Source organism: Flavobacterium branchiicola (assembly GCF_018383905.1).
Lineage (GTDB): Bacteria > Bacteroidota > Bacteroidia > Flavobacteriales > Flavobacteriaceae > Flavobacterium > Flavobacterium branchiicola.
This window is the reverse complement of the sequence record NZ_JAGYWA010000003.1, coordinates 226,609-246,711: the sequence shown is the minus strand read 5'-3', so window position 1 is coordinate 246,711 and position 20,103 is coordinate 226,609. Positions and strand designations below refer to the sequence as shown.

Here is a 20,103-nt window from a genome sequence, read left to right as displayed (position 1 = left end):
TTTGCCACAAATTTTTATTCAATGAAATATATTTTTCTATTATTCACCTCATTACTCTTTGCACAGCAAACCAAATATGTTGATTTTAAAACGGTTTCTGCACAGTTATCTTTAAATCCAAAAGAAAAAACAGTTTCAGGTTCTGTCAATTATACTTTCGCAGTTTTACAACCGATTGATACTATAAAAATCGATGCTAAAAACATGGAATTTTCTAAGGTACAAGTCGATAACAAAGACGTTGTATTTGTAAATTCCGGTAAACAATTACAAATTATGGGCAATTTTCAGAAAGGAGAAAATCATTTGACTTTTGAATATACGGCAAAACCCAAACAGGCTTTGTATTTTATAGATATTGAAAATAAAGAAGTTCAGATTTGGACGCAAGGGCAGGGAAGATACACCAGCAATTGGTTTCCGAGTTTTGATGATGTAAACGAAAAAGTAATTTTTAGTTTGGGGATCTCGTACGATAAAGATTATCAGGTTATTTCAAACGGCATTTTAAAAGAAAAAAATACAAAAGGCGATTTATTGCAATGGCAATACGAAATGGAAAAACCAATGAGCTCTTATTTATTAATGCTTGCCGTGGGTAAGTATGATAAAAAAGAGTCGAAAGCTAAATCCAATATTCCGCTGGAATATTATTTAGAAAACAAAGATTTAGCACGTTTTGAACCAACATTTCGTTATTCAAAACGTATTTTCGATTTTTTAGAAAAGGAAATTGGCGTTAAATATCCATGGGAAATATACCGACAAATTCCGGTTCGTGATTTTTTGTATGCCGGAATGGAAAATACAACTTCTACGCTTTTGGCAACACGATATGTAGTTGATTCAACTGGTTTTACCGATCGAAATTATACCAATGTAGATGCGCACGAATTAGCACACCATTGGTTTGGGGATTTAATTACGGCAGAAAGCAGCAAGCACCACTGGCTTCAGGAAGGATTTGCAACTTATTTTGCAGCCTTGGCTGAGCGCGATATATTTGGAGATGATTATTTTTACTCTAAACTTTATGATACGGCACAGCAAATTAAATTTGCTTCGAGAACAGATTCAATTCCTGTTTTAAATCCAAAGGCAAGTTCGCTTACTTTTTACGAAAAAGGAGCATGGACGCTTTTTGTTTTACATGAATCGATTGGCGATAAAGCGTTTAAAAAAGCCATAAAAAGCTATTTAAAAAAGTACGCTTACCAAAATGTAAATACACAAAATTTCTTTGACGAGATAAAAAAAGTTTCCAGTTTTGATTTGGATAAATTTCAAAAAACCTGGCTGGAATCTACTGTTTTTGATACGTCGACAGCAAATGCTTTGCTAAGCAAAAACAAATCGATTCAGGTTCGATTGGAAGTTGATAAATTGAAAAAGACACCTTTGGCAGAGAAAAGGGAATTCTTTATTAAAACTTTAAATTCGGATGTTTATCATACTGTAAAAGAAGTGATTATTGATCAGTTAGAAAATGAAAAATACGAAGCAAAAAAAGAATTATTGCTTCTGGCAATGAAAAGCAATGATGTTCAGATTCGCCAGACTGTTGCAGAAACGTTAACCAAAATTCCAGAAGATTTTAGAACGGAATACGAAACTTTATTAGACGATAAATCATACCAAACCCAGGAAGTTGCTTTGTATTGGTTATGGAGAAATTTTCCTGATCGTCGCACAGAATATCTAAATAAATCGAAAAACTGGATAGGTTTTAATGATTATAATCTTCGTACATTATGGCTTTCGTTAGCCTTATCTACAACAAATTACACTGATAATCCTGATGAATTGGTAAACGAATTAATTGCTTTTTCTTCTACAAAATATGAAGCAACAACACGTCAAAATGCTTTAGAGAAACTAATCGCTTTTAAAATTATCAACGATCAGGTTTTGAGTAATTTAGTTGCCGCTACAACTCATCACATGTGGCAATTTTCAAAGTTTGGAAGAGATACAGTCAGATTGTTATTAAAAAATCCGGAAATGCGTGCTTCGTTTGAAAGAATTTTGCCTAATTTGACCTCCGATGAGCAGTTTCAGCTGAACCGATTATTGAAAGAATGAGAAGAGATGAAAGAGGATAGAATATAGAGACAAGAAGAAAGAAGAAAGAAGATAGAAGCAAGAAGAAAGACTGAAAAAATATTATGTATAGTCTTGCTTCTTGACTCTTTTTTCTTTCAAGTCTCTTTCAACTACCAAATCTTAAAAAAAATAAACCTACAATACCACATATGAGAGCATTAGTTATTTCTGGCGGCGGGAGTAAAGGCGCATTTGCCGGCGGAGTTGCACAGTATTTAATCGAAGAGAAGAATCATGAATATGATTTGTTTTTAGGGACTTCTACAGGAAGTTTATTAATTCCGCATTTAGCTTTAGGGCATATTAAAAAAATACATTCGGTTTATACTAATGTTACTATGGCAAGTATTTTTAATATTTGTCCGTTTGTGGTAAAAAATAAAGAAGGAGTTGATATTGTAACGATAAATCACTTCAATGTTTTGCGTCAGTTTTTTAAAGGAAAAAGAACTTTTGGCGAGAGTAAAGGTTTGAAAAAATACATTCGAAATAATTTTTCATTATCGGACTTTAATAAGCTTAAAAAGCTGAAAACCGATGTAATTATTACCGTAACTAATTTCACCAAAAATGAATCAGAATACAAATCAGTAAAAGATTGTAGTTACGAAGAATTTATAGAGTGGTCCTGGATTTCCAGCAATTATGTTCCGTTTATGAGTTTGGTGGAAAAAGATAATTATGAATATGGTGATGGCGGATTCTCGAGTTTGGTTCCGATTCGTGAAGCGATTAATCGTGGCGCAACCGAAATTGATGTGATTATTTTAGAAACTGAGGTTAATATGGACAAAACAGTTATTGGAAAAAATCCGTTTTCGCTAATGATTGATTTGTTCCGCATTGCCTTAGATCAGGTAGAAAAACATGATATTGCTATAGGAAAATTGATGGCAAATAATAAGAATGTAAAACTTAATTTATATTACACCCCAACAAAACTGACTGATAATGCGCTTATTTTTAATAAAGAAGTGATGAAAGAATGGTGGGAGCAAGGGTATGAATACGCGCAGAATAAGTCAGAGGTTATGAGTGATAACCGATAATTTTAAATTGTTGATTTTAGATTTTAGATTGCTGTCCAATAATCTAAAATCTAAAATCTGAATTCTAAAATATTAATCCCAAAGTTCTGCAACTTCGTTTTTGATATAACCTAAAGCAGCATTGCTTGGTGATTGTTTTTCTAATAAATCATTTAAGATTACTTCACGTAGTTTATCAGCGCTGTCAACTCTGTCGCTCATAGCAGCTTTGCGAATCATTTGAATGGTTGAATTTTTTGCTGTCGTGATGATTGTCCAGCATTCATCAGACATATAAATTTGCTGTGTAAGATTGTGTTCAAATTCTTGTTCAATCTGATCAATTACAAAATTCTCATAATCGTGTTTGTCCTGAGAAATCGGTGCGATTCTAATTAGTAATTTAGTTAGATTAATACGTTCCAAAAACAACGTCATACGCTCATAAGCTTGTAAACGTATTGGCAAAGATTGTTTTTGATATTCTCTACTTAATAAAAATGCACGTTTTTTATCGTTGTTTTTGATATGCAGTTCAAAAAAACTGTAAGCAACAAAGCCTGTTACAATTGCAGGTAAAGTATAACTGGCTAATTCTATAATTCTTGTAAAATCCATTTGGGTTAAATTTTTTAGCAAAAATATACTTTTTGAGGAGAAATCCACTTTAAATTTTTGGTAATAAACAAAACGGAAGCCTTACTTTTGCAACTAGTTTTTTAAACCTACTGAAACATATTTTTAATGGATTCTTATATAATTATATTTCTTTGTTTAGCTGCTTTTGCCGCAGGATTTATTGATGCAATCGTTGGTGGCGGCGGATTAATCCAGACGCCAATGGGATTGATTTTACTTCCAAATTTACCAGTCTCAACCGTCATCGGGACACTTAAAATCCCCGCTTTTTCAGGAACTTCTTTTGCTGCTTTTCAGTATTTAAAGAAAGTGGTTATAGAATGGAAATTGCTATTAATTATGATGTGTCTGGCGGTTCCTTCTGCATTTTTAGGCTCGACAATTCTAACAATGGTGAGTAACGATTTTATGAAACCACTTTTGTTGGTAGTCTTGTCTTTATTATTCATTTATACTTACGCAAAGAAAAACTTCGGACAACATGTTGCCAAAGATCATTCAGCAACGACACAAATAATTTATGCTGTAGTTATTAGTGTAATAGTTGGTTTTTACGACGGATTTATTGGTCCCGGAACCGGAAGTTTTTTTGTTGTAGCTTTTATAGCTCTTTTGGGTTTTGATTTTTTACACGCTTCCGCGAATGCTAAAATGGTCAATCTGGCGACTAACTTTGGTTCGATTTGTCTGTTTATGATAAAAGGAAAAATCATTTGGACAATCGCAATTCCTATGGCAATCAGTAATGGTCTTGGCGGTTGGCTGGGCGCAAAACTGGCAATCAATAAAGGAAATGGTTTTATTAGAATTTTCTTTTTGGTTGTAGTTGTCGGAACGTTGATTCGATTTGCTTATGATGTGTTTTTTAAATAAAGGTACTAAGTTGCTAAGGTTCTGAGGGGCTAAGTTTTTTTTGCTTTTAATTAAATTGATTGGCTATAATAATGGATGAAGTGATAAAGATACTAGTGGAAATTGATGATTTTTATAAAGAAGATTTGATTCAAGTATTTGAAAAAAGTGAAGATGACAAATATTCTGTAGAGGCGCACTGCAGTGCGTCTCCGCAACGAATATCCTCAATATGTTAGACGCACTGCGGTGCGCCTCTACGATGTTAGAATTAAATAAAGCTCAATTTTACCCAACTTGTTAACTTTGATTTTTTTAGTATATAAAGTAATGCCAATTGTTTGTCTTTAGCCCCGATAGAGGCGATATCCTCGCAGTGAAGCGGAGAGATATAGCCGAAAGCGGGAACTCATGCCAGAAAAAATGCCCTTTGTTTGGCTTTAAGTAAAACAAAAAACTTAGCCCCTTAGAATCTCAGAACCTTAGTAGCTTATTAATTCTTTAATTCTTATTTTTGCATAAAAGGAGATAAATTACATGCAGAAATATATTGACCAGCTCAACGAAGCGCAGAGAGCGCCTGTTTTAAAGAAAGACGGGCCAATGATTATTATTGCTGGTGCAGGTTCGGGAAAAACTCGTGTTTTAACGATTAGAATTGCCTACTTAATGGCTCAGGGAATTGATGCTTTTAATATTTTGTCGCTGACTTTTACCAATAAGGCAGCGCGTGAAATGAAACACAGGATTTCGGATATTGTAGGTGCATCTGAAGCGAAAAATCTTTGGATGGGAACTTTTCACTCGATTTTTGCGCGTATACTTCGTGCAGAATCAGATCATTTAGGATATCCATCCAACTTTACTATTTATGATTCTCAGGATTCGGCGCGATTGATTTCTTCGATTATTAAAGAAATGCAGCTGGATCGTGATATTTACAAACCAAAACAGATTTTAGGGCGTATATCTAGTTATAAGAATAGCTTGATTACCGTAAAAGCCTATTTTAATAACCCTGAATTGGTTGAAGCCGATGCAATGGCAAAAAGACCAAGATTGGGTGAAATTTATCAGCAATATGTAGAGCGTTGTTTTAAAGCCGGTGCGATGGATTTTGATGATTTACTATTGAAAACCAATGAATTGCTGACTCGTTTTCCGGAAGTTTTGGCAAAATACCAAAATCGTTTCCGTTATATTCTGGTTGATGAGTATCAGGATACGAATCACTCTCAGTATTTGATTGTAAGAGCTTTATCTGATAAATTTCAGAATATTTGTGTGGTTGGAGATGATGCGCAGAGTATTTATGCATTCCGTGGAGCGAATATTAATAATATTTTGAATTTCCAGAAGGATTATGAGGGTGTAATAATGTTTCGTTTGGAGCAGAATTACCGTTCGACGCGAAATATCGTGGAAGCAGCAAATACAGTGATGGAGCATAACAAAACCAAACTGGATAAAGTGGTTTGGACAGCAAATGATTTTGGACCAAGGATTAAAGTTCACCGAAGTTTGACTGATGCTGAAGAAGGACGTTTTGTAGCCAGTACCATTTTTGAGCAAAAAATGCAAAATCAATTGCATAATGGTTCTTTTGCGATTTTATACCGTACCAATGCACAGTCACGTGCCATGGAGGATGCTTTGAGAAAACGCGATATTCCGTATCGAATTTATGGTGGATTATCATTCTATCAGCGTAAGGAAATTAAAGATGTTTTATGCTATTTGCGTTTGGTAATTAATCCAAAGGATGAAGAAGCTTTAATACGTGTAATTAATTATCCGGCACGTGGAATTGGAGATACAACTGTTGAAAAGCTTACCATTGCGGCAAATCACTATAAACGTTCGATTTGGGAAGTAATGGTGAATATTGATAAAATCGACTTGAAGTTAAATTCCGGTACGAAGCAAAAATTGAATGATTTTGTAACGATGATTCAGAATTTTCAGGTTATCGATCAAAATCATGATGCTTTTTACATAACGGACTACGTGGCTAAGAAAACTGGTTTAGTTCAGGAACTTAAAAAAGATGCAACTCCGGAAGGAATGGCAAAAATTCAGAATATCGAGGAACTTTTAAATGGTTTAAAAGATTTTACTGAAGGACAAAAAGAAATTGACGGAGCAAGAGGAGCATTATCTGAGTTTATGGAAGATGTGGCACTTGCAACTGATTTAGATAAAGATACAGCAGATGAAGATCGTGTTGCATTAATGACAATTCACTTAGCTAAAGGATTAGAGTTTCCTCATGTTTTTGTGGTTGGTATGGAAGAAGATTTGTTTCCGAGTGCTATGAGTATGAGTACTCGAAGTGAATTGGAGGAAGAACGTCGATTATTTTATGTAGCTTTAACTCGTGCAGAACATCAGGCATATTTAACTTATGCGCAATCTCGTTACCGTTGGGGAAAACTGACAGATAGTGAACCATCGCGTTTTATTGAAGAAATTGATGGTCAGTTTTTGGAATATCTGACTCCGGCTGAAACAAATTACAGATATAAATCACCGATTGATGGTGACATTTTTGGAGATATAGATAAATCTAAATTGCGTTTGTCAAAACCAATAGGAAGTACGCCGCCAAAACATGTAACAGATAATAATCCGAAACCGGATCTTAATATTCGTAAGCTGAAACCTGTTACGGGGACGAATCCTAATGCAGCTGCTCCTAATTTATTTGATAATAAATTAACAATAGGAAATGTGGTAATGCATGAACGTTTTGGTAAAGGTGAAGTAGTAAATTTAGAAGGTGTTGGCGCTGATAAAAAAGCCGAAATAAAATTTGAAGTTGGCGGAATTAAGAAATTGTTGCTACGATTTGCTAAATTAGATGTAGTTGGCTAAAAAGTTTAAAGTTTCATGTTTCAAGTTATAACGAAACGTGAAACCAGAAACTTGAAACAAATTTAAACTTGAAACAAAAATAGTTATGGCTGAATTTATAAAAATATACCCCGATAAACCAAGTGAAGCTGCAATTGCAAAAGTGGTAAAAGTGCTTCAGAATGGTGGTTTGGTGATTTATCCAACAGATACTGTTTACGGTTTAGGTTGTGATATTACCAATTCCAGAGCTTTAGAAAAAATTGCAAAAATTAAAGGAGTTAAGTTAGAGAAAGCTAATTTTTCCTTTATTTGTCATGATTTGAGTAATTTATCTGATTATGTACGTCAAATAGATACTTCGACATTTAAAATATTAAAGAGAGCGCTTCCTGGGCCTTATACGTTTATTTTACCGGGAAATAATAATTTACCAAAAGAGTTTAAAAAGAAAACTACCGTTGGTATTCGTGTTCCTGATAATAATATTATTCTGGAAATTGTGAGACAATTAGGGAACCCGGTTGTTTCAACGTCTATTAGAGATGAAGATGATGTAATTGAGTATACTACTGATCCTGAATTGATTTTTGAAAAATGGCAAAATCTTGTAGATTTGGTAATTGATGGAGGGTATGGTGATAATGTTGGTTCTACAATTGTTGATTTATCTGAACATGAGCCAGTTATAGTAAGAGAAGGTAAAGGTGATATAGGAATTTTGTAAAAAAAAACTTAAATCGTATAAAAGTTAAAAAATTATAACTAATTTTATTTCTGTTAAATTTAGTTAGTTAATTAAAAATAATGCTATTCTTGATTTATATTTAATTGGTTATTAAAAAAATTAAGGATACATAAAAGCAGGTCGATTGACCTGCTTTTTCTGTTTTTATACTATGTGAAACAAGAATTATTTTGCTTGTTTTTTCATTTCTTTTTCGATCATATCGTAGAACTGATCGATTTTTGGCATAACCACGATACGAGTTCTTCTGTTACGAGCTTTGTTTTCTGGAGAATCATTTGCAACTAATGGTACATATGAACTTCTACCTGCAGCAATTAATTTAGCTGGATTAACTCCAAGATCATTTGTTAAAACACGAACGATAGAAGTAGAACGTTTAACACTTAAATCCCAGTTGTCTAAGATAATTCCGTTGCTTTTGTAAGGAACGTCATCTGTGTGACCTTCAACCATACATTCGAAGTCTGGTTTGTCGTTTACCACTTTTGCAACTTTAGCTAAAACAGATTTTGCTTTATCACTTACGTCGTAGCTTCCGCTTTTAAATAACAATTTATCAGCGATAGAGATAAATACAACTCCTTTTTCAACATTGATTTCGATATCCGGATCGTTGATTCCAACTGCACCTTTTAAACTTGTAACTAAAGCTAAAGTTACACTGTCTTTTTTAGTAAGTGCATCCTGAAGTCTAGAGATTTTTAAATCTTTTTCTTTTAAACTTTCTAGAGATTTTTCAAGGTTTTCAGCTCCTTTCGTAGTTAAAACCGTTAAATCTTTTGAGCTGTTAATTAAGTCTTGATTATGTTGTTTGTAGCTTTCAGCTGTAGCAGCTAATCCGGCTTTTTCTTCTAAACAAGAATTCAATTTTACAGTGCAAGAGTTTAATAGATCTTGTGTCTCTTTGTTCTTAGCTTCTAATGCTGCGTATTGTTTTTTCGATACACACGAAGTTAAGGCCATTAATACTGATAGTGCGATAACTATTTTTCTCATAGGTATTATATTTAATTAAACGTTGATTACAAATTTAGTTTTTAATATTTTGTTTACTGTTAAAGATTTCTTTAAAAACCAGTATTTTCTTTATGTAATACAAGTAAACGATACTTTTTACGGTATAGTATCGCTGTATTTGAAAATCTTTTCGCTTTTTTAGATACTTTAAAGATATGCAATAAAATGCAAAATGTGCCTTTACAATGGCAAAAGTATGTTTGAACTTACCTTGTGTAAGAAAACGGATACCCGCAATACCATCCAGAATCATACGGAAGAAAATCACAAAAAATAACCCTTTTTTAGGTAAATTTTTAACAAGCATTAATAATGAATTTCTAAAATTCAAAAATGTCTTTTTGGGATTTCCTTGCTGTAAAGTTGCGCCTCCAACATGATAAACTACAGATTGTGAGTTGTATTTTATAATATGTCCTTCATTTGCTGCGCGCCAGCATAAATCTATTTCTTCCTGATGGGCAAAAAAAGTTTCATCAAAACCATGTAGTTCATCATAAACCTCTTTTCTAATAAAAAAGCAGGCCCCTGAAGCCCAGAATAATTCGCAATTATCATCGTATTGACCATTGTCTTTTTCTAAAGTATCAAAAATACGTCCGCGGCAAAAGGGGAAACCATATTTATCTATAAAACCTCCGGCTCCTCCGGCATATTCAAAATATTCTTTGTTTTTATAGTCAAGAATTTTTGGCTGAATAATGGCGGTTTGTTTTTCTGCGTCAAAAGTTTCTATTATTGGGTTAAGCCAATTTTTAGTAACCTCAATATCTGAATTTACTAATGCATAAATTTCGGCATCAATATTTTTCAGGGCAACATTATAGCCTTTTGCAAAACCATAGTTGCCATCATTTTGGACTATTTTAACGGATGGGAAATTTTGCCTGACGAAATTAATAGAATCGTCTGTTGAAGCATTGTCTGCTATATATATAGGTGCATTCTCTGAAAATTGAAGAACTGAAGGTAAAAATTGTTCAAGCAATTTTACTCCGTTCCAGTTCAAAATGACAATTACTATTTTATCCAAAGGTAAATTTGTATTTATATTTTGTTTTATTTTTTTATTTCGTAATCTGGAAGGCTTCTTAAAAACTCATATTTTTCGTTTTCAAAATCCATCTGACAATAAAAATGGTTTAGTCCGTTTGTCACATTCAAAAACCGTGCCTGCATTGTCATATTATAACGGGCAATTTGATCAAAAGTTGCCTGCGATATTTTTACTTCGGGTGCTTTACACTCTACTAATATATGTATAGAGCCGTCTGGGTTAAATACAACTACGTCATATCTTTTTCGTAATCCGTTGACTGTTAAAACTTTCTCTACATTTATGAGTGATTTTGGGTATTTTTTTTCATTCATTAAATAATGAACAACATGTTGGCGAACCCATTCTTCGGGGGTAAGAATGATAAATTTTTTTCTGATTTCATCAAAAATAGACACTTTATTTTCGCTATTTTTGAATCGAAAAGTATAAGTAGGGAAATTTAGCTTTAACATAAAGCAAAAATAGAAAATAGTTTGAGGTTTCATATCAACTTTAAACTAGAAACAAATTTTAAATGGACGAAGTTGTAAAAATTGTCAACGATATTAAGGCAGGAAATATTAAACCTATTTATTTTTTAATGGGTGAAGAACCTTATTATATAGATAAGTTATCTGAATATATTGAGCAGAATGTATTGGCTGAAGAGGAGAAGGGGTTTAATCAGACTGTTTTATATGGTAGAGATGTTTCGGTTGAAGATATTGTTTCAACGGCCAAGCGCTATCCTATGATGGCTGATCGTCAGGTTGTTATTGTAAAAGAAGCGCAGGATTTATCCCGAACAATAGATAAAATAGAATCTTACGTTAATAATCCTATGGAGTCAACGGTTTTGGTTTTTTGCTATAAATACAAAACTCTTGATAAACGTAAAAAAGTTACCAAATTATTAGCACAAAACGGAATCGTTTATGAAAGTAAAAAACTGTATGAAAATCAGGTTGGTGACTGGATAAAACGTGTTCTGGCGGGTAAAAAATATACAATTGACCAAAAAGCGAATGCAATGTTGGTCGAATTTTTGGGAACTGATTTAAGTAAAATAAACAACGAATTGGAAAAACTTCAGATTATTTTACCGCAGGGAACAATGATTACGCCTCAGCATATCGAAGAAAATATCGGATTCAGTAAAGATTATAATGTGTTTGAGCTAAGAAAAGCAATTGGCGAACGTAATCAGCTTAAAGCGTATAAAATTGCAGAGAATTTTGCTCACAATCCAAAAGAATATCCGCTTGTCATGACTACCGGACTTGTTTTTGGTTTTTTTGTTCAGCTTTTAAAATATCATGGTCTTAAGGATAAAAATCCAAAAAATGTCGCGGCTGCAATTGGCGTAAATCCTTATTTCCTGAAAGAATACGATTTGGCATTAAAAAATTATCCAATGCGAAAAGTGAGTCAGATCGTTGGAGCTTTACGTGATATTGATGTAAAAAGTAAAGGTGTAGGTGCCAATGCTTTACCGCAATCAGATTTGCTTAAAGAAATGCTTTATAAAATATTTAATTAAGCCGTAATAATTCACGATATTTGCCTTTCGAAAAAAATAAATCAGATTAAAAAATAATTACACAATTATGGGAATGAATAAAAATACCGTTTTAGGATGGGCTACTTTTATAATGGTACTTATGGGATTGTTGCTTATAGGTCTTGGAATCTTTAGATACAGCGATGTTTCAGGTTGGGGATTTGCTGCTGTTGGAGTTGGCTTTTTTGCTAATGCATGGGTTTTTAATGCGCTTAAAGGCAGGGTTTAAATTTTTAGTTTGTTGTTTATAGTTTGTTGTTATGGCTAGGATAGATAAATTTGAAGATTTAGAAATTTGGCAAAAAGCTAGAGAATTATGTCAATATGTTGAGTTATTAATTCAAACAACAACTTTAAAAACAAATTATTCATTAAAAGATCAAATTGATAGGAGTTCGGGATCTGTAATGGATAATATTGCAGAAGGTTTTGAAAGAAATGGGAATAGAGAATTTATACAATTTTTGAGTATTGCAAAAGGTTCAGTCGGAGAAGTAAAATCACAATCTTACAGAGCTTATGATAAAAAACTGATTTCAAAAGAAGAACATTTGAAATTAAATGAAATGAGTGAAATAGAAAAAAATAAAATAGGAGCGATGATGAATTATTTAAGAAATTGCGAAATCAAGGGACTTAAATTTAAGTAATTCAACAATAAACTAAAAACAATTAACAATTAACATAATATGTCAGACGATAAGAAAGTAATTTTCTCAATGCAGAAATTGAGTAAAACCTATCAGGGAGCAGACAAACCGGTACTTAAGAATATTTATTTAAGTTTCTTTTATGGAGCTAAAATTGGTATTTTAGGACTTAACGGTTCTGGTAAATCTTCTCTTTTAAAAATTATTGCAGGAGTTGATAAAAACTATCAGGGTGATGTTGTTTTTCAACCAGGTTACACAGTAGGATATTTAGAGCAAGAACCAATTTTGGATGATTCTAAAACAGTTATCGAGATTGTTCGTGAAGGAGCTGCAGAAACTATGGCGGTTTTAGAAGAATACAATCAAATTAATGATTTATTTGGTCTTGAAGAAAATTATTCAGATCCAGATAAAATGGATAAATTGATGGATCGTCAGGCAGCTTTACAGGACAAAATTGATGCTCTTGGTGCTTGGGAAATCGATACTAAATTAGAAATCGCCATGGATGCTTTACGTACTCCAGAAGGTGATACACCAATTAAAAACCTTTCAGGAGGTGAGCGTCGTCGTGTAGCTTTATGTCGTTTGTTATTGCAACAACCAGATGTATTGTTATTAGATGAGCCTACCAACCACCTTGATGCAGAATCAGTTCTTTGGTTAGAGCAACACTTAGCTCAATATGCAGGAACTGTAATTGCAGTTACGCACGACCGTTATTTCTTAGATAATGTTGCTGGATGGATTCTTGAATTAGACAGAGGAGAAGGTATTCCATGGAAAGGAAATTATTCTTCTTGGTTAGATCAAAAATCAAACCGTATGGCTCAGGAAGAGAAAGTGGCTTCTAAAAGGAGAAAAACTTTAGAACGTGAGTTGGAATGGGTTCGTCAAGGTGCAAAAGGTCGTCAGACAAAACAAAAAGCACGTTTACAGAATTACGATAAATTATTAAATGAAGACCAAAAACAATTGGATGAAAACCTGGAAATCTACATTCCAAATGGTCCACGTTTAGGTACAAATGTTATTGAAGCGAAAAATGTAGCGAAAGCTTTTGGTGAAAAATTATTATATGATAATTTGAACTTTACTTTGCCACAAGCGGGAATTGTTGGAATTATTGGGCCAAACGGTGCTGGTAAATCTACCATTTTCAAAATGATCATGGGTGAACAAGCTACAGATAGTGGAGAGTTTTCGGTTGGAGAAACTGTAAAAATCGCTTACGTAGATCAGTCACACTCTAATATTGATCCGAATAAATCTATTTGGGAAAACTTTGCAGACGGTCAGGAATTAGTTATGATGGGCGGAAAGCAAGTTAACTCAAGAGCTTATTTATCACGTTTCAATTTCGGTGGTGGAGAGCAAAACAAAAAAGTATCAATGCTTTCTGGTGGAGAACGTAACCGTTTGCACTTAGCAATGACATTAAAAGAAGAAGGTAACGTACTTTTACTGGATGAGCCTACGAATGATCTTGACGTAAATACGCTTCGTGCTCTTGAAGAAGGTTTGGAGAATTTCGCTGGTTGTGCTGTAATTATTTCGCACGACAGATGGTTCTTAGACAGAATTTGTACGCACATTTTAGCTTTCGAAGGTGATTCTGAGGTATATTTCTTTGAAGGAAGTTTCTCTGATTATGAAGAAAACAAAAAGAAACGTCTTGGTGGTGATTTAACTCCAAAACGTCTGAAATACAGAAAACTAATTAGATAATAATAAGTTTTAAATATGTAAAAGCCTCAAATTATTTAATTTGAGGCTTTTTTTATTACTTACTAAGATTGTTTTTTATTATTCCATAAATTCAAAAGTAGCAAACTCCTGTGGTTGATGAAAACCAAATTCCAGGCTTTTATAGGGGTGTAAAGCCAGATACTCAGTGGTTGTTCCATAATCAATTCTGAAAAGATTTCCTTTCCATTTTGTTCCGGTTTTTGGTTTTGAAAAATTGCCATTTTCGATTTTTTCCAGACTGGTAAAAGGAATTTTAATTTCGGCACAAAAACTTTCATTAGTTGTTTTGCTTACTGCTTCAAGTCCTTCTATATTAAAGTCCATTGAAGTGTTCCATCCGCCACAATCCGGTGAAATGCATTTTAGTAACATATCATAGTGAGTTGAAAAAGCATTTACTCCAATCTCAATATAATTTTGTCCATCTCCATCAGGATCAATAAAAATTTCTACTAAATCATCTGTATTGAAAATTTGAGAATCTTTTGGCTGATTGGAACCAACAATCTTGGAATCTTCTGAACGATAGGCTATATAAAGGTTTTCCTCATTCCACGAAAGTGAAACAAATGTGTTTTGAGTAGCTTTTTCTCCTGAATTATGAATTACGAACGGACCTTGAAAAGGTTTTTTCCAATCTGATAAATCACCATCAATACTTATTTTTTCATTTGTTTTGGAAATAATTATATTTTGCGAATTTGCTGTGATCGTACACATAAAAGCAAAAAATGAAAATATCGTAAATGATCTCATATTGAAAGGAATAATAATTAGAAAAGACTAAAATAAGCAAACAATAATAAATTTGCTTATTATTTTTTTAAACAGAAATCATAAAATTTTAGAATACTTAATCTGAATGTTTACATTTGTTATCTATTAAACAGGGTGAGTGCCCTTATTTACTACAAAATTATTAATAATGAGAAAATACTTTGGTGGCGCTTTTTTCGCCTTTCTAATTGGTTTCGGCGCAAATGCGCAAGGGCTTCTAAATAAGTCAGAAACTGTTTTTACACATCAGGATACTTTACGCGGAAGCATTACTAAAGAAAGAGCCTGGTGGGATTTAAAATATTATCATTTAGATGTAAAAGTAAATCCATCAGATAAAACAATAAAAGGTTTAAATACGGTACGTTATACTGTTCTAACAGAGAATGATAGAATGCAGATCGATTTGCAGGAACCAATGCAGATTTACAAAGTAACTCAGAATGGAAAAGAACTGAAATTTGAAAGAGATGGAAATGCTTTTTTTATTCAGTTAACCGCAAAACAAAAAGTTGGAGAAACGAAAGAAGTGGTGATTTCTTTTGGAGGAAAACCAAAAGAGGCTGTGAGAGCACCTTGGGATGGTGGATTCTCCTGGAAAAAAGATAATAACGGAAAAGATTTTATTGCTACATCTTGTCAGGGGTTAGGAGCGAGTGTTTGGTGGCCATGTAAGGATCATATGTATGATGAAGTAGAAAATATGCTTATCAGTGTGAATGTTCCGGGAGATTTAACAGAAGTTTCTAATGGAAGATTGCAAAGTATTAAAAAAGAGAAAGATGGTACTAAAACCTTTAATTGGTACGTGTCAAACCCAATCAATAATTATGGTGTAAATATCAATATTGGTGATTACGTTAATTTCTCTGAAAAATTTAAAGGAGAAAAAGGTGATTTAGATTGTAATTATTATGTTTTAAAAGATAATTTGGCTTTAGCTAAAGAGCAATTTAAAGATGCGCCAAGAATGCTAAAAGCGTTTGAAAACTGGTTTGGACCATATCCATTTTATGAGGATAGTTATAAATTGGTAGAAGTTCCGTATTTAGGAATGGAACATCAAAGTTCTGTAACTTACGGAAATCAATACAAAAAAGGGTATTTAGGAAACGATTTAAGTGGAACCGGCTGGGGATTAAAATTTGATTTTATCATCATTCACGAGTCTGGTCATGAGTGGTTTGCTAATAATATTACCTATAAAGACATTGCTGATATGTGGGTTCATGAAAGTTTTACCAACTATTCTGAAAGTCTTTTTGTTGAATATTATTATGGTAAAGAAGCAGGAGCGGAATATGTGATTGGATGCAGAAAAAACATTCATAATGATACGCCAATTACAGGGCATTATGATGTAAATAATGAAGGATCCGGAGATATGTATCCGAAAGGAGCAAATATGCTGCATATGATTCGTCAGGTAATAAATGATGATGCAAAATGGAAATCTATTTTAAGAGGTTTAAATAAAACTTTTTACCATCAAACGGTTACCGGAAAACAAATTGAGGATTATATCAATGAACAATCAGGAATTAATTTCAACAGAGTTTTTGCCCAATATTTAACTACAACACAAATTCCGGTTTTTGAATATATGTTTAAAAACGGAACATTTGGCTATCACTGGACAAATTGCGTAACTAAATTTGATTTGCCTGTAAAAGTAAAACTAAACGGAGTTGAAACCTGGTTAAAACCAACTACTGAATGGCAATCTGTAAAAACAACAGATGAAAAACGTACACTGGAAGTTGATAAGAATTTTTATGTTACGACTTCTAATATAATTGAATAGAAATTCGATAATTCTCAATTTTTAAAATCCCAAATTCCAATTGTTGGAGTTTGGGATTTTTACGTTTAGTAAACCCGACAGGTTTTTAAAACCTGTCGGGTTTGTTGTATATAAACTTTGCGCAAAGTGTGTCATTTCGACGTAAGGAGACCCGAGCGACAGCGAGTAGGCGAAGCAAATCGCACGCGGGATTCCGCAAAGTTTGTCGCCAATCTTTGTAGAGTTTCTGGTGCGATTTCTCCTTACGTCGAAATGACAAAAAAAAGCCTGAAAGATGAATCTTTCAGGCTTTTTTTATATTGGAATTTGGAATTTTTTAAATTGGAATTTTAAAAAAAACTATCGGCTATTCAACTTCGCTTTTTCCTTAATAATATCAGCGATTTTCCGGTTTTCAATTTTACTTTCGAGCCAGGAAATAATATCCAGATATAAAAAAGCTCTTTTTTCGTAAGTGTTCTTCTCAAGCTCTACAAAACGAGCGTGCATTTTTTTAAATTCCTTTTTAATATCAGTTGGATAAAAATTATTCAGGTTTCTCAAAAACTTAATAATTTCCTTTTGAACTTCATGTAAGTCGTTCATTTTTAGTAGAAACTTATACGTGTTTTTCAGATGATTTTCCAGGTAATAATCTTTTCCTAGTTCATAATGTGCAATCAATGATAAAAGTCTTGCAAAGCACATTAAATCCTCACGCATCGTCAGGTTTTTATTATTGATAATCTTATCGAGATAATTAATACACTCATTGTATTTTTCATTCCCAAAATAGATAGAAGCAATTTTGTAGAAAAATAACATTTCGTGATGTTCATCAAGATGTTCACTATGAAGTTTTAATTTATCTAAAATTTCCGGAATCAAATATTCACTCTCTTCAAAAGTGCCTTCCAGAATATGCAGATTTAATTTATTGTTATAAACATATAGAAATGATAGCGATGCAATGTTGTCATTTACCGGAAATTTATCATCTGCAATGGTTTCTTCTAGAAGAGATAAATATTTCCTGAAATTTGACTGATACTTCAGCATATAAAGCGACTCCAAAAAGTAATGATTTCCTTTAAGGAAAAATACCGGATTCTGGTAAATCATATTTGGGTTGTCATAAAATAGCTGCACCCATTTATAAGCATATTTATAACTCGCCAAAAAGTCCTGCACTAAGAAACTGCGCCATAAATTGGCATTGTAAAACCAGTATTTTTCACGAAAACCAAACTTAGTTTCATCTAGTTTTGCAATATGTTTGTTAAAGTAATCGTCAATGTATTTGTATTCTTCATCATTTTTTACGTATCCTGTTTTTAGCATGATTCCGTAAAGCTGTAAAGACAGATTTGATAATTTACTAGAAATAGTATTGCGATAATTCAACTCCTTTGCCTGAATAACCAATTCATCGGCGCGGCCCTGGATACTTCTCGTTATGTATTGCGATTCGATTAGTTTTTCGAATTCTACAATTTCATAAGCCATATATTTTTCATCATTCTCGAGCGCTATTTGTTTTGTTTTATCCAGAATTTTTAAACTCTGTTTATACAATCCTTTATTATATAGAATTCCTGCAAAATCTATTTGCTCGCGTAATTGATAACGAATATTCTGGCTGGGAATATTTAAACGTATACTTACCAGAATTTGTTTGTATAGATATGATTTTAAGTTAGATAACTGTATTTTTTTTATAGCACCACTCTTTAGAATCAGTTTTTCATCATAGGATTCAGACTTGTCTAAAATGTTGAATAATTCGATAAATTTTGTGTTCGAACTTGTCTCTAATCGACTCGCAAAAATTTTAAATTGTCTTTTTTCAGATTTGGAAAGCGATTTAATCAGAACAAATAAGAAATCTTTTTGATGGTTAGCCATTGTAAAAAATAATAATGTAACTTATTAATTATCAGTTATTTGGTAGAATATAAAATGTTTTATGAACAGTATAATTTCAATAAAACGAATTTCGTACTGCATAAGTACAATATATATTTGTTATCACAATGTGAAATTACATTAAATTAATGAATATGAATAGAGAGAAAGTTCAAATTTTTGACACCACTTTGCGTGATGGTGAGCAGGTCCCGGGATGTAAGTTAGATACTAAACAAAAATTAGTTATCGCAGAACGACTAGACAAAATGGGAGTTGATATCATCGAAGCAGGTTTTCCTGTGTCAAGTCCCGGCGATTTTTTATCGGTCTCTGAGATTTGTAAAATTGTAGAAAATGCAACTGTCTGCGGACTTACAAGAGCCGTAAAAAATGACATTGATGTTGCTGCAGCAGCTTTAAAGCATGCTAAGAAACCTAGAATCCACACTGGAATCGGAACATCTGAATCTCACATACTCCACAAATTACAAACTACGCCTGAAGATATTATTGCAAGAGCAAAATTTGCTGTAGCACATGCTAAAACATATGTAGAAGATGTTGAGTTTTATGCAGAAGATGCTGGTAGAACTGACAATGCTTTCCTTGCAAAAGTTTGTGAAGAAGTAATTAAATCCGGAGCTACAGTATTAAATATTCCTGATACAACAGGATATTGTCTTCCTGAAGAATACGGGGCAAAAATTAAATATTTAAAAGAAAACGTAAAAGGAATCGAAAACGTAATCCTTTCATGTCACTGTCATAATGATTTAGGAATGGCTACTGCAAATTCAATCGCAGGAGCAATTAATGGTGCAAGACAAATCGAATGTACTATTAATGGTATTGGTGAAAGAGCCGGAAATACTGCTCTTGAAGAAGTGGTAATGATTTTTAAACAACACCCGTACCTAAATTTAGATACAAACATTAATACAAGAGAATTGAACGAAATGAGTCGTTTGGTTTCTGAAAGTATGGGAATGATTGTACAGCCAAATAAAGCGATTGTAGGAGCAAATGCTTTTGCGCACAGTTCTGGAATTCATCAGGATGGTGTTATTAAAAACAGAGCAACTTACGAGATCATGGATCCGCTTGATGTGGGTGTAAATGAATCTTCAATTATTTTGACAGCAAGAAGCGGAAGAGCTGCTTTGGCTTACCGTGCTAAAAAAGTAGGTTACGAGCTTACAAAAGTACAATTAGACATTGTATATGTTGAGTTTTTGAAATTTGCTGATATTAAAAAAGAAGTTATAGATGCTGATATTCATCAGATTATTGAAGCTTGTAAAATTCAGGGAGAGTTGATCAGAAGCTAGTTTATTAGAAAAAGACTAAGAAGAAAGAAGAAAGAAAAATAGAAAAATAAAGATTTAAATCA

General features: G+C 33.0%; 17 protein-coding genes. 11 read left to right on the top strand and 6 right to left on the bottom strand.

Going from position 1 to position 20,103, the window contains the following annotated elements; all coding sequences use genetic code 11:
* Nucleotides 1-21 precede the first annotated feature (21 nt).
* Both KHA98_RS08155 and KHA98_RS08150 read left to right on the top strand, forming a co-directional pair.
* Nucleotides 22-2,082, top strand: coding sequence for a M1 family metallopeptidase (locus tag KHA98_RS08155; RefSeq protein WP_213257081.1), 2,061 nt, complete (start codon nucleotides 22-24; stop codon nucleotides 2,080-2,082).
* A 170-nt stretch (nucleotides 2,083-2,252) separates the two neighbouring features.
* Nucleotides 2,253-3,152: a patatin-like phospholipase family protein gene (locus tag KHA98_RS08150; RefSeq protein WP_213257079.1), complete on the top strand. Its 900-nt coding sequence runs from the start codon at nucleotides 2,253-2,255 to the stop codon at nucleotides 3,150-3,152.
* A 72-nt stretch (nucleotides 3,153-3,224) separates the two neighbouring features.
* Here the strand turns inward: KHA98_RS08150 and KHA98_RS08145 are convergent, their stop codons facing one another.
* The gene (locus KHA98_RS08145) at nucleotides 3,225-3,749 is read right to left on the bottom strand and encodes a DUF7935 family protein (RefSeq protein ID WP_213257077.1); all 525 of its coding nucleotides are present in this window, start codon (nucleotides 3,747-3,749) and stop codon (nucleotides 3,225-3,227) included.
* A gap of 126 nt (nucleotides 3,750-3,875) precedes the next feature.
* Between KHA98_RS08145 and KHA98_RS08140 the strand changes: the two genes are divergently transcribed.
* The 3 genes from KHA98_RS08140 (at nucleotide 3,876) to KHA98_RS08130 (ending at nucleotide 8,202) form a co-directional block, all read left to right on the top strand.
* Entirely contained in the window at nucleotides 3,876-4,643 is a 768-nt protein-coding gene (locus KHA98_RS08140; protein WP_213257075.1) for a sulfite exporter TauE/SafE family protein, read from the top strand.
* A 516-nt stretch (nucleotides 4,644-5,159) separates the two neighbouring features.
* On the top strand, nucleotides 5,160-7,496 hold the full coding sequence (locus tag KHA98_RS08135; protein ID WP_213257073.1) for an ATP-dependent helicase: 2,337 nt from the start codon (nucleotides 5,160-5,162) through the stop codon (nucleotides 7,494-7,496).
* Between the two features lie 85 nt (nucleotides 7,497-7,581).
* Nucleotides 7,582-8,202, top strand: a complete 621-nt coding sequence (locus KHA98_RS08130; RefSeq protein WP_213257071.1) for an L-threonylcarbamoyladenylate synthase — start codon at nucleotides 7,582-7,584, stop codon at nucleotides 8,200-8,202.
* 186 nt (nucleotides 8,203-8,388) lie between these two features.
* On the opposite strand, the gene KHA98_RS08125 is transcribed toward KHA98_RS08130, so the two are convergent.
* The 3 genes from KHA98_RS08125 to KHA98_RS08115 are packed head-to-tail and all read right to left on the bottom strand — an operon-like array spanning nucleotide 8,389 to nucleotide 10,755.
* A complete protein-coding gene (locus KHA98_RS08125; RefSeq protein ID WP_213257069.1) occupies nucleotides 8,389-9,222 on the bottom strand; it encodes an OmpA/MotB family protein in 834 nt (277 codons plus the stop codon).
* A 34-nt stretch (nucleotides 9,223-9,256) separates the two neighbouring features.
* Nucleotides 9,257-10,276 (bottom strand): glycosyltransferase family 2 protein, encoded by a 1,020-nt coding sequence (locus KHA98_RS08120; protein WP_213257067.1) that lies wholly within the window; start codon nucleotides 10,274-10,276, stop codon nucleotides 9,257-9,259.
* Nucleotides 10,277-10,302: 26 nt separating this feature from the next.
* Entirely contained in the window at nucleotides 10,303-10,755 is a 453-nt protein-coding gene (locus KHA98_RS08115; RefSeq protein ID WP_213257065.1) for a type I restriction enzyme HsdR N-terminal domain-containing protein, read from the bottom strand.
* 62 nt (nucleotides 10,756-10,817) lie between these two features.
* Here KHA98_RS08115 and holA point away from each other — a divergent pair, with 62 nt between their 5' ends.
* The 4 genes from holA to ettA all read left to right on the top strand — a co-directional run bounded on the left by holA (nucleotide 10,818) and on the right by ettA (nucleotide 14,224).
* Complete coding sequence (holA, locus tag KHA98_RS08110; RefSeq protein WP_213257063.1) at nucleotides 10,818-11,822, top strand: DNA polymerase III subunit delta; 1,005 nt, start codon at nucleotides 10,818-10,820, stop codon at nucleotides 11,820-11,822.
* 67 nt (nucleotides 11,823-11,889) lie between these two features.
* Complete coding sequence (locus tag KHA98_RS08105) at nucleotides 11,890-12,072, top strand: CAL67264 family membrane protein (protein WP_095951261.1); 183 nt, start codon at nucleotides 11,890-11,892, stop codon at nucleotides 12,070-12,072.
* Nucleotides 12,073-12,103: 31 nt separating this feature from the next.
* Entirely contained in the window at nucleotides 12,104-12,493 is a 390-nt protein-coding gene (locus tag KHA98_RS08100; RefSeq protein ID WP_213257062.1) for a four helix bundle protein, read from the top strand.
* 39 nt (nucleotides 12,494-12,532) lie between these two features.
* On the top strand, nucleotides 12,533-14,224 hold the full coding sequence (ettA, locus tag KHA98_RS08095; protein WP_031454670.1) for an energy-dependent translational throttle protein EttA: 1,692 nt from the start codon (nucleotides 12,533-12,535) through the stop codon (nucleotides 14,222-14,224).
* Nucleotides 14,225-14,302: 78 nt separating this feature from the next.
* Here ettA and KHA98_RS08090 read toward each other — a convergent pair whose 3' ends face one another.
* Entirely contained in the window at nucleotides 14,303-14,965 is a 663-nt protein-coding gene (locus KHA98_RS08090) for a carbohydrate-binding family 9-like protein (RefSeq protein WP_246522222.1), read from the bottom strand.
* Between the two features lie 205 nt (nucleotides 14,966-15,170).
* Between KHA98_RS08090 and KHA98_RS08085 the strand changes: the two genes are divergently transcribed.
* Nucleotides 15,171-16,826 (top strand): M1 family metallopeptidase, encoded by a 1,656-nt coding sequence (locus KHA98_RS08085; RefSeq protein ID WP_213257058.1) that lies wholly within the window; start codon nucleotides 15,171-15,173, stop codon nucleotides 16,824-16,826.
* Between the two features lie 339 nt (nucleotides 16,827-17,165).
* Here the strand turns inward: KHA98_RS08085 and KHA98_RS08080 are convergent, their stop codons facing one another.
* The gene (locus tag KHA98_RS08080; RefSeq protein WP_213257056.1) at nucleotides 17,166-18,710 is read right to left on the bottom strand and encodes a hypothetical protein; all 1,545 of its coding nucleotides are present in this window, start codon (nucleotides 18,708-18,710) and stop codon (nucleotides 17,166-17,168) included.
* 155 nt (nucleotides 18,711-18,865) lie between these two features.
* Between KHA98_RS08080 and KHA98_RS08075 the strand changes: the two genes are divergently transcribed.
* Nucleotides 18,866-20,041 (top strand): 2-isopropylmalate synthase, encoded by a 1,176-nt coding sequence (locus tag KHA98_RS08075; protein ID WP_213257055.1) that lies wholly within the window; start codon nucleotides 18,866-18,868, stop codon nucleotides 20,039-20,041.
* The last annotated feature ends 62 nt before the right edge of the window (nucleotides 20,042-20,103 follow it).

What these genes read in the sequence shown, in the direction of transcription:
- KHA98_RS08155 (WP_213257081.1), top strand. Translation starts at nt 22, where the DNA reads ATGAAATATATTTTTCTATTATTCACCTCATTACTCTTTGCACAGCAA.
- KHA98_RS08150 (WP_213257079.1), top strand. Translation starts at nt 2,253, where the DNA reads ATGAGAGCATTAGTTATTTCTGGCGGCGGGAGTAAAGGCGCATTTGCC.
- KHA98_RS08145 (WP_213257077.1), bottom strand. Translation starts at nt 3,749, where the DNA reads ATGGATTTTACAAGAATTATAGAATTAGCCAGTTATACTTTACCTGCA.
- KHA98_RS08140 (WP_213257075.1), top strand. Translation starts at nt 3,876, where the DNA reads ATGGATTCTTATATAATTATATTTCTTTGTTTAGCTGCTTTTGCCGCA.
- KHA98_RS08135 (WP_213257073.1), top strand. Translation starts at nt 5,160, where the DNA reads ATGCAGAAATATATTGACCAGCTCAACGAAGCGCAGAGAGCGCCTGTT.
- KHA98_RS08130 (WP_213257071.1), top strand. Translation starts at nt 7,582, where the DNA reads ATGGCTGAATTTATAAAAATATACCCCGATAAACCAAGTGAAGCTGCA.
- KHA98_RS08125 (WP_213257069.1), bottom strand. Translation starts at nt 9,222, where the DNA reads ATGAGAAAAATAGTTATCGCACTATCAGTATTAATGGCCTTAACTTCG.
- KHA98_RS08115 (WP_213257065.1), bottom strand. Translation starts at nt 10,755, where the DNA reads ATGTTAAAGCTAAATTTCCCTACTTATACTTTTCGATTCAAAAATAGC.
- holA (WP_213257063.1), top strand. Translation starts at nt 10,818, where the DNA reads ATGGACGAAGTTGTAAAAATTGTCAACGATATTAAGGCAGGAAATATT.
- KHA98_RS08105 (WP_095951261.1), top strand. Translation starts at nt 11,890, where the DNA reads ATGGGAATGAATAAAAATACCGTTTTAGGATGGGCTACTTTTATAATG.
- KHA98_RS08100 (WP_213257062.1), top strand. Translation starts at nt 12,104, where the DNA reads ATGGCTAGGATAGATAAATTTGAAGATTTAGAAATTTGGCAAAAAGCT.
- ettA (WP_031454670.1), top strand. Translation starts at nt 12,533, where the DNA reads ATGTCAGACGATAAGAAAGTAATTTTCTCAATGCAGAAATTGAGTAAA.
- KHA98_RS08090 (WP_246522222.1), bottom strand. Translation starts at nt 14,965, where the DNA reads ATGTGTACGATCACAGCAAATTCGCAAAATATAATTATTTCCAAAACA.
- KHA98_RS08085 (WP_213257058.1), top strand. Translation starts at nt 15,171, where the DNA reads ATGAGAAAATACTTTGGTGGCGCTTTTTTCGCCTTTCTAATTGGTTTC.
- KHA98_RS08080 (WP_213257056.1), bottom strand. Translation starts at nt 18,710, where the DNA reads ATGGCTAACCATCAAAAAGATTTCTTATTTGTTCTGATTAAATCGCTT.
- KHA98_RS08075 (WP_213257055.1), top strand. Translation starts at nt 18,866, where the DNA reads ATGAATAGAGAGAAAGTTCAAATTTTTGACACCACTTTGCGTGATGGT.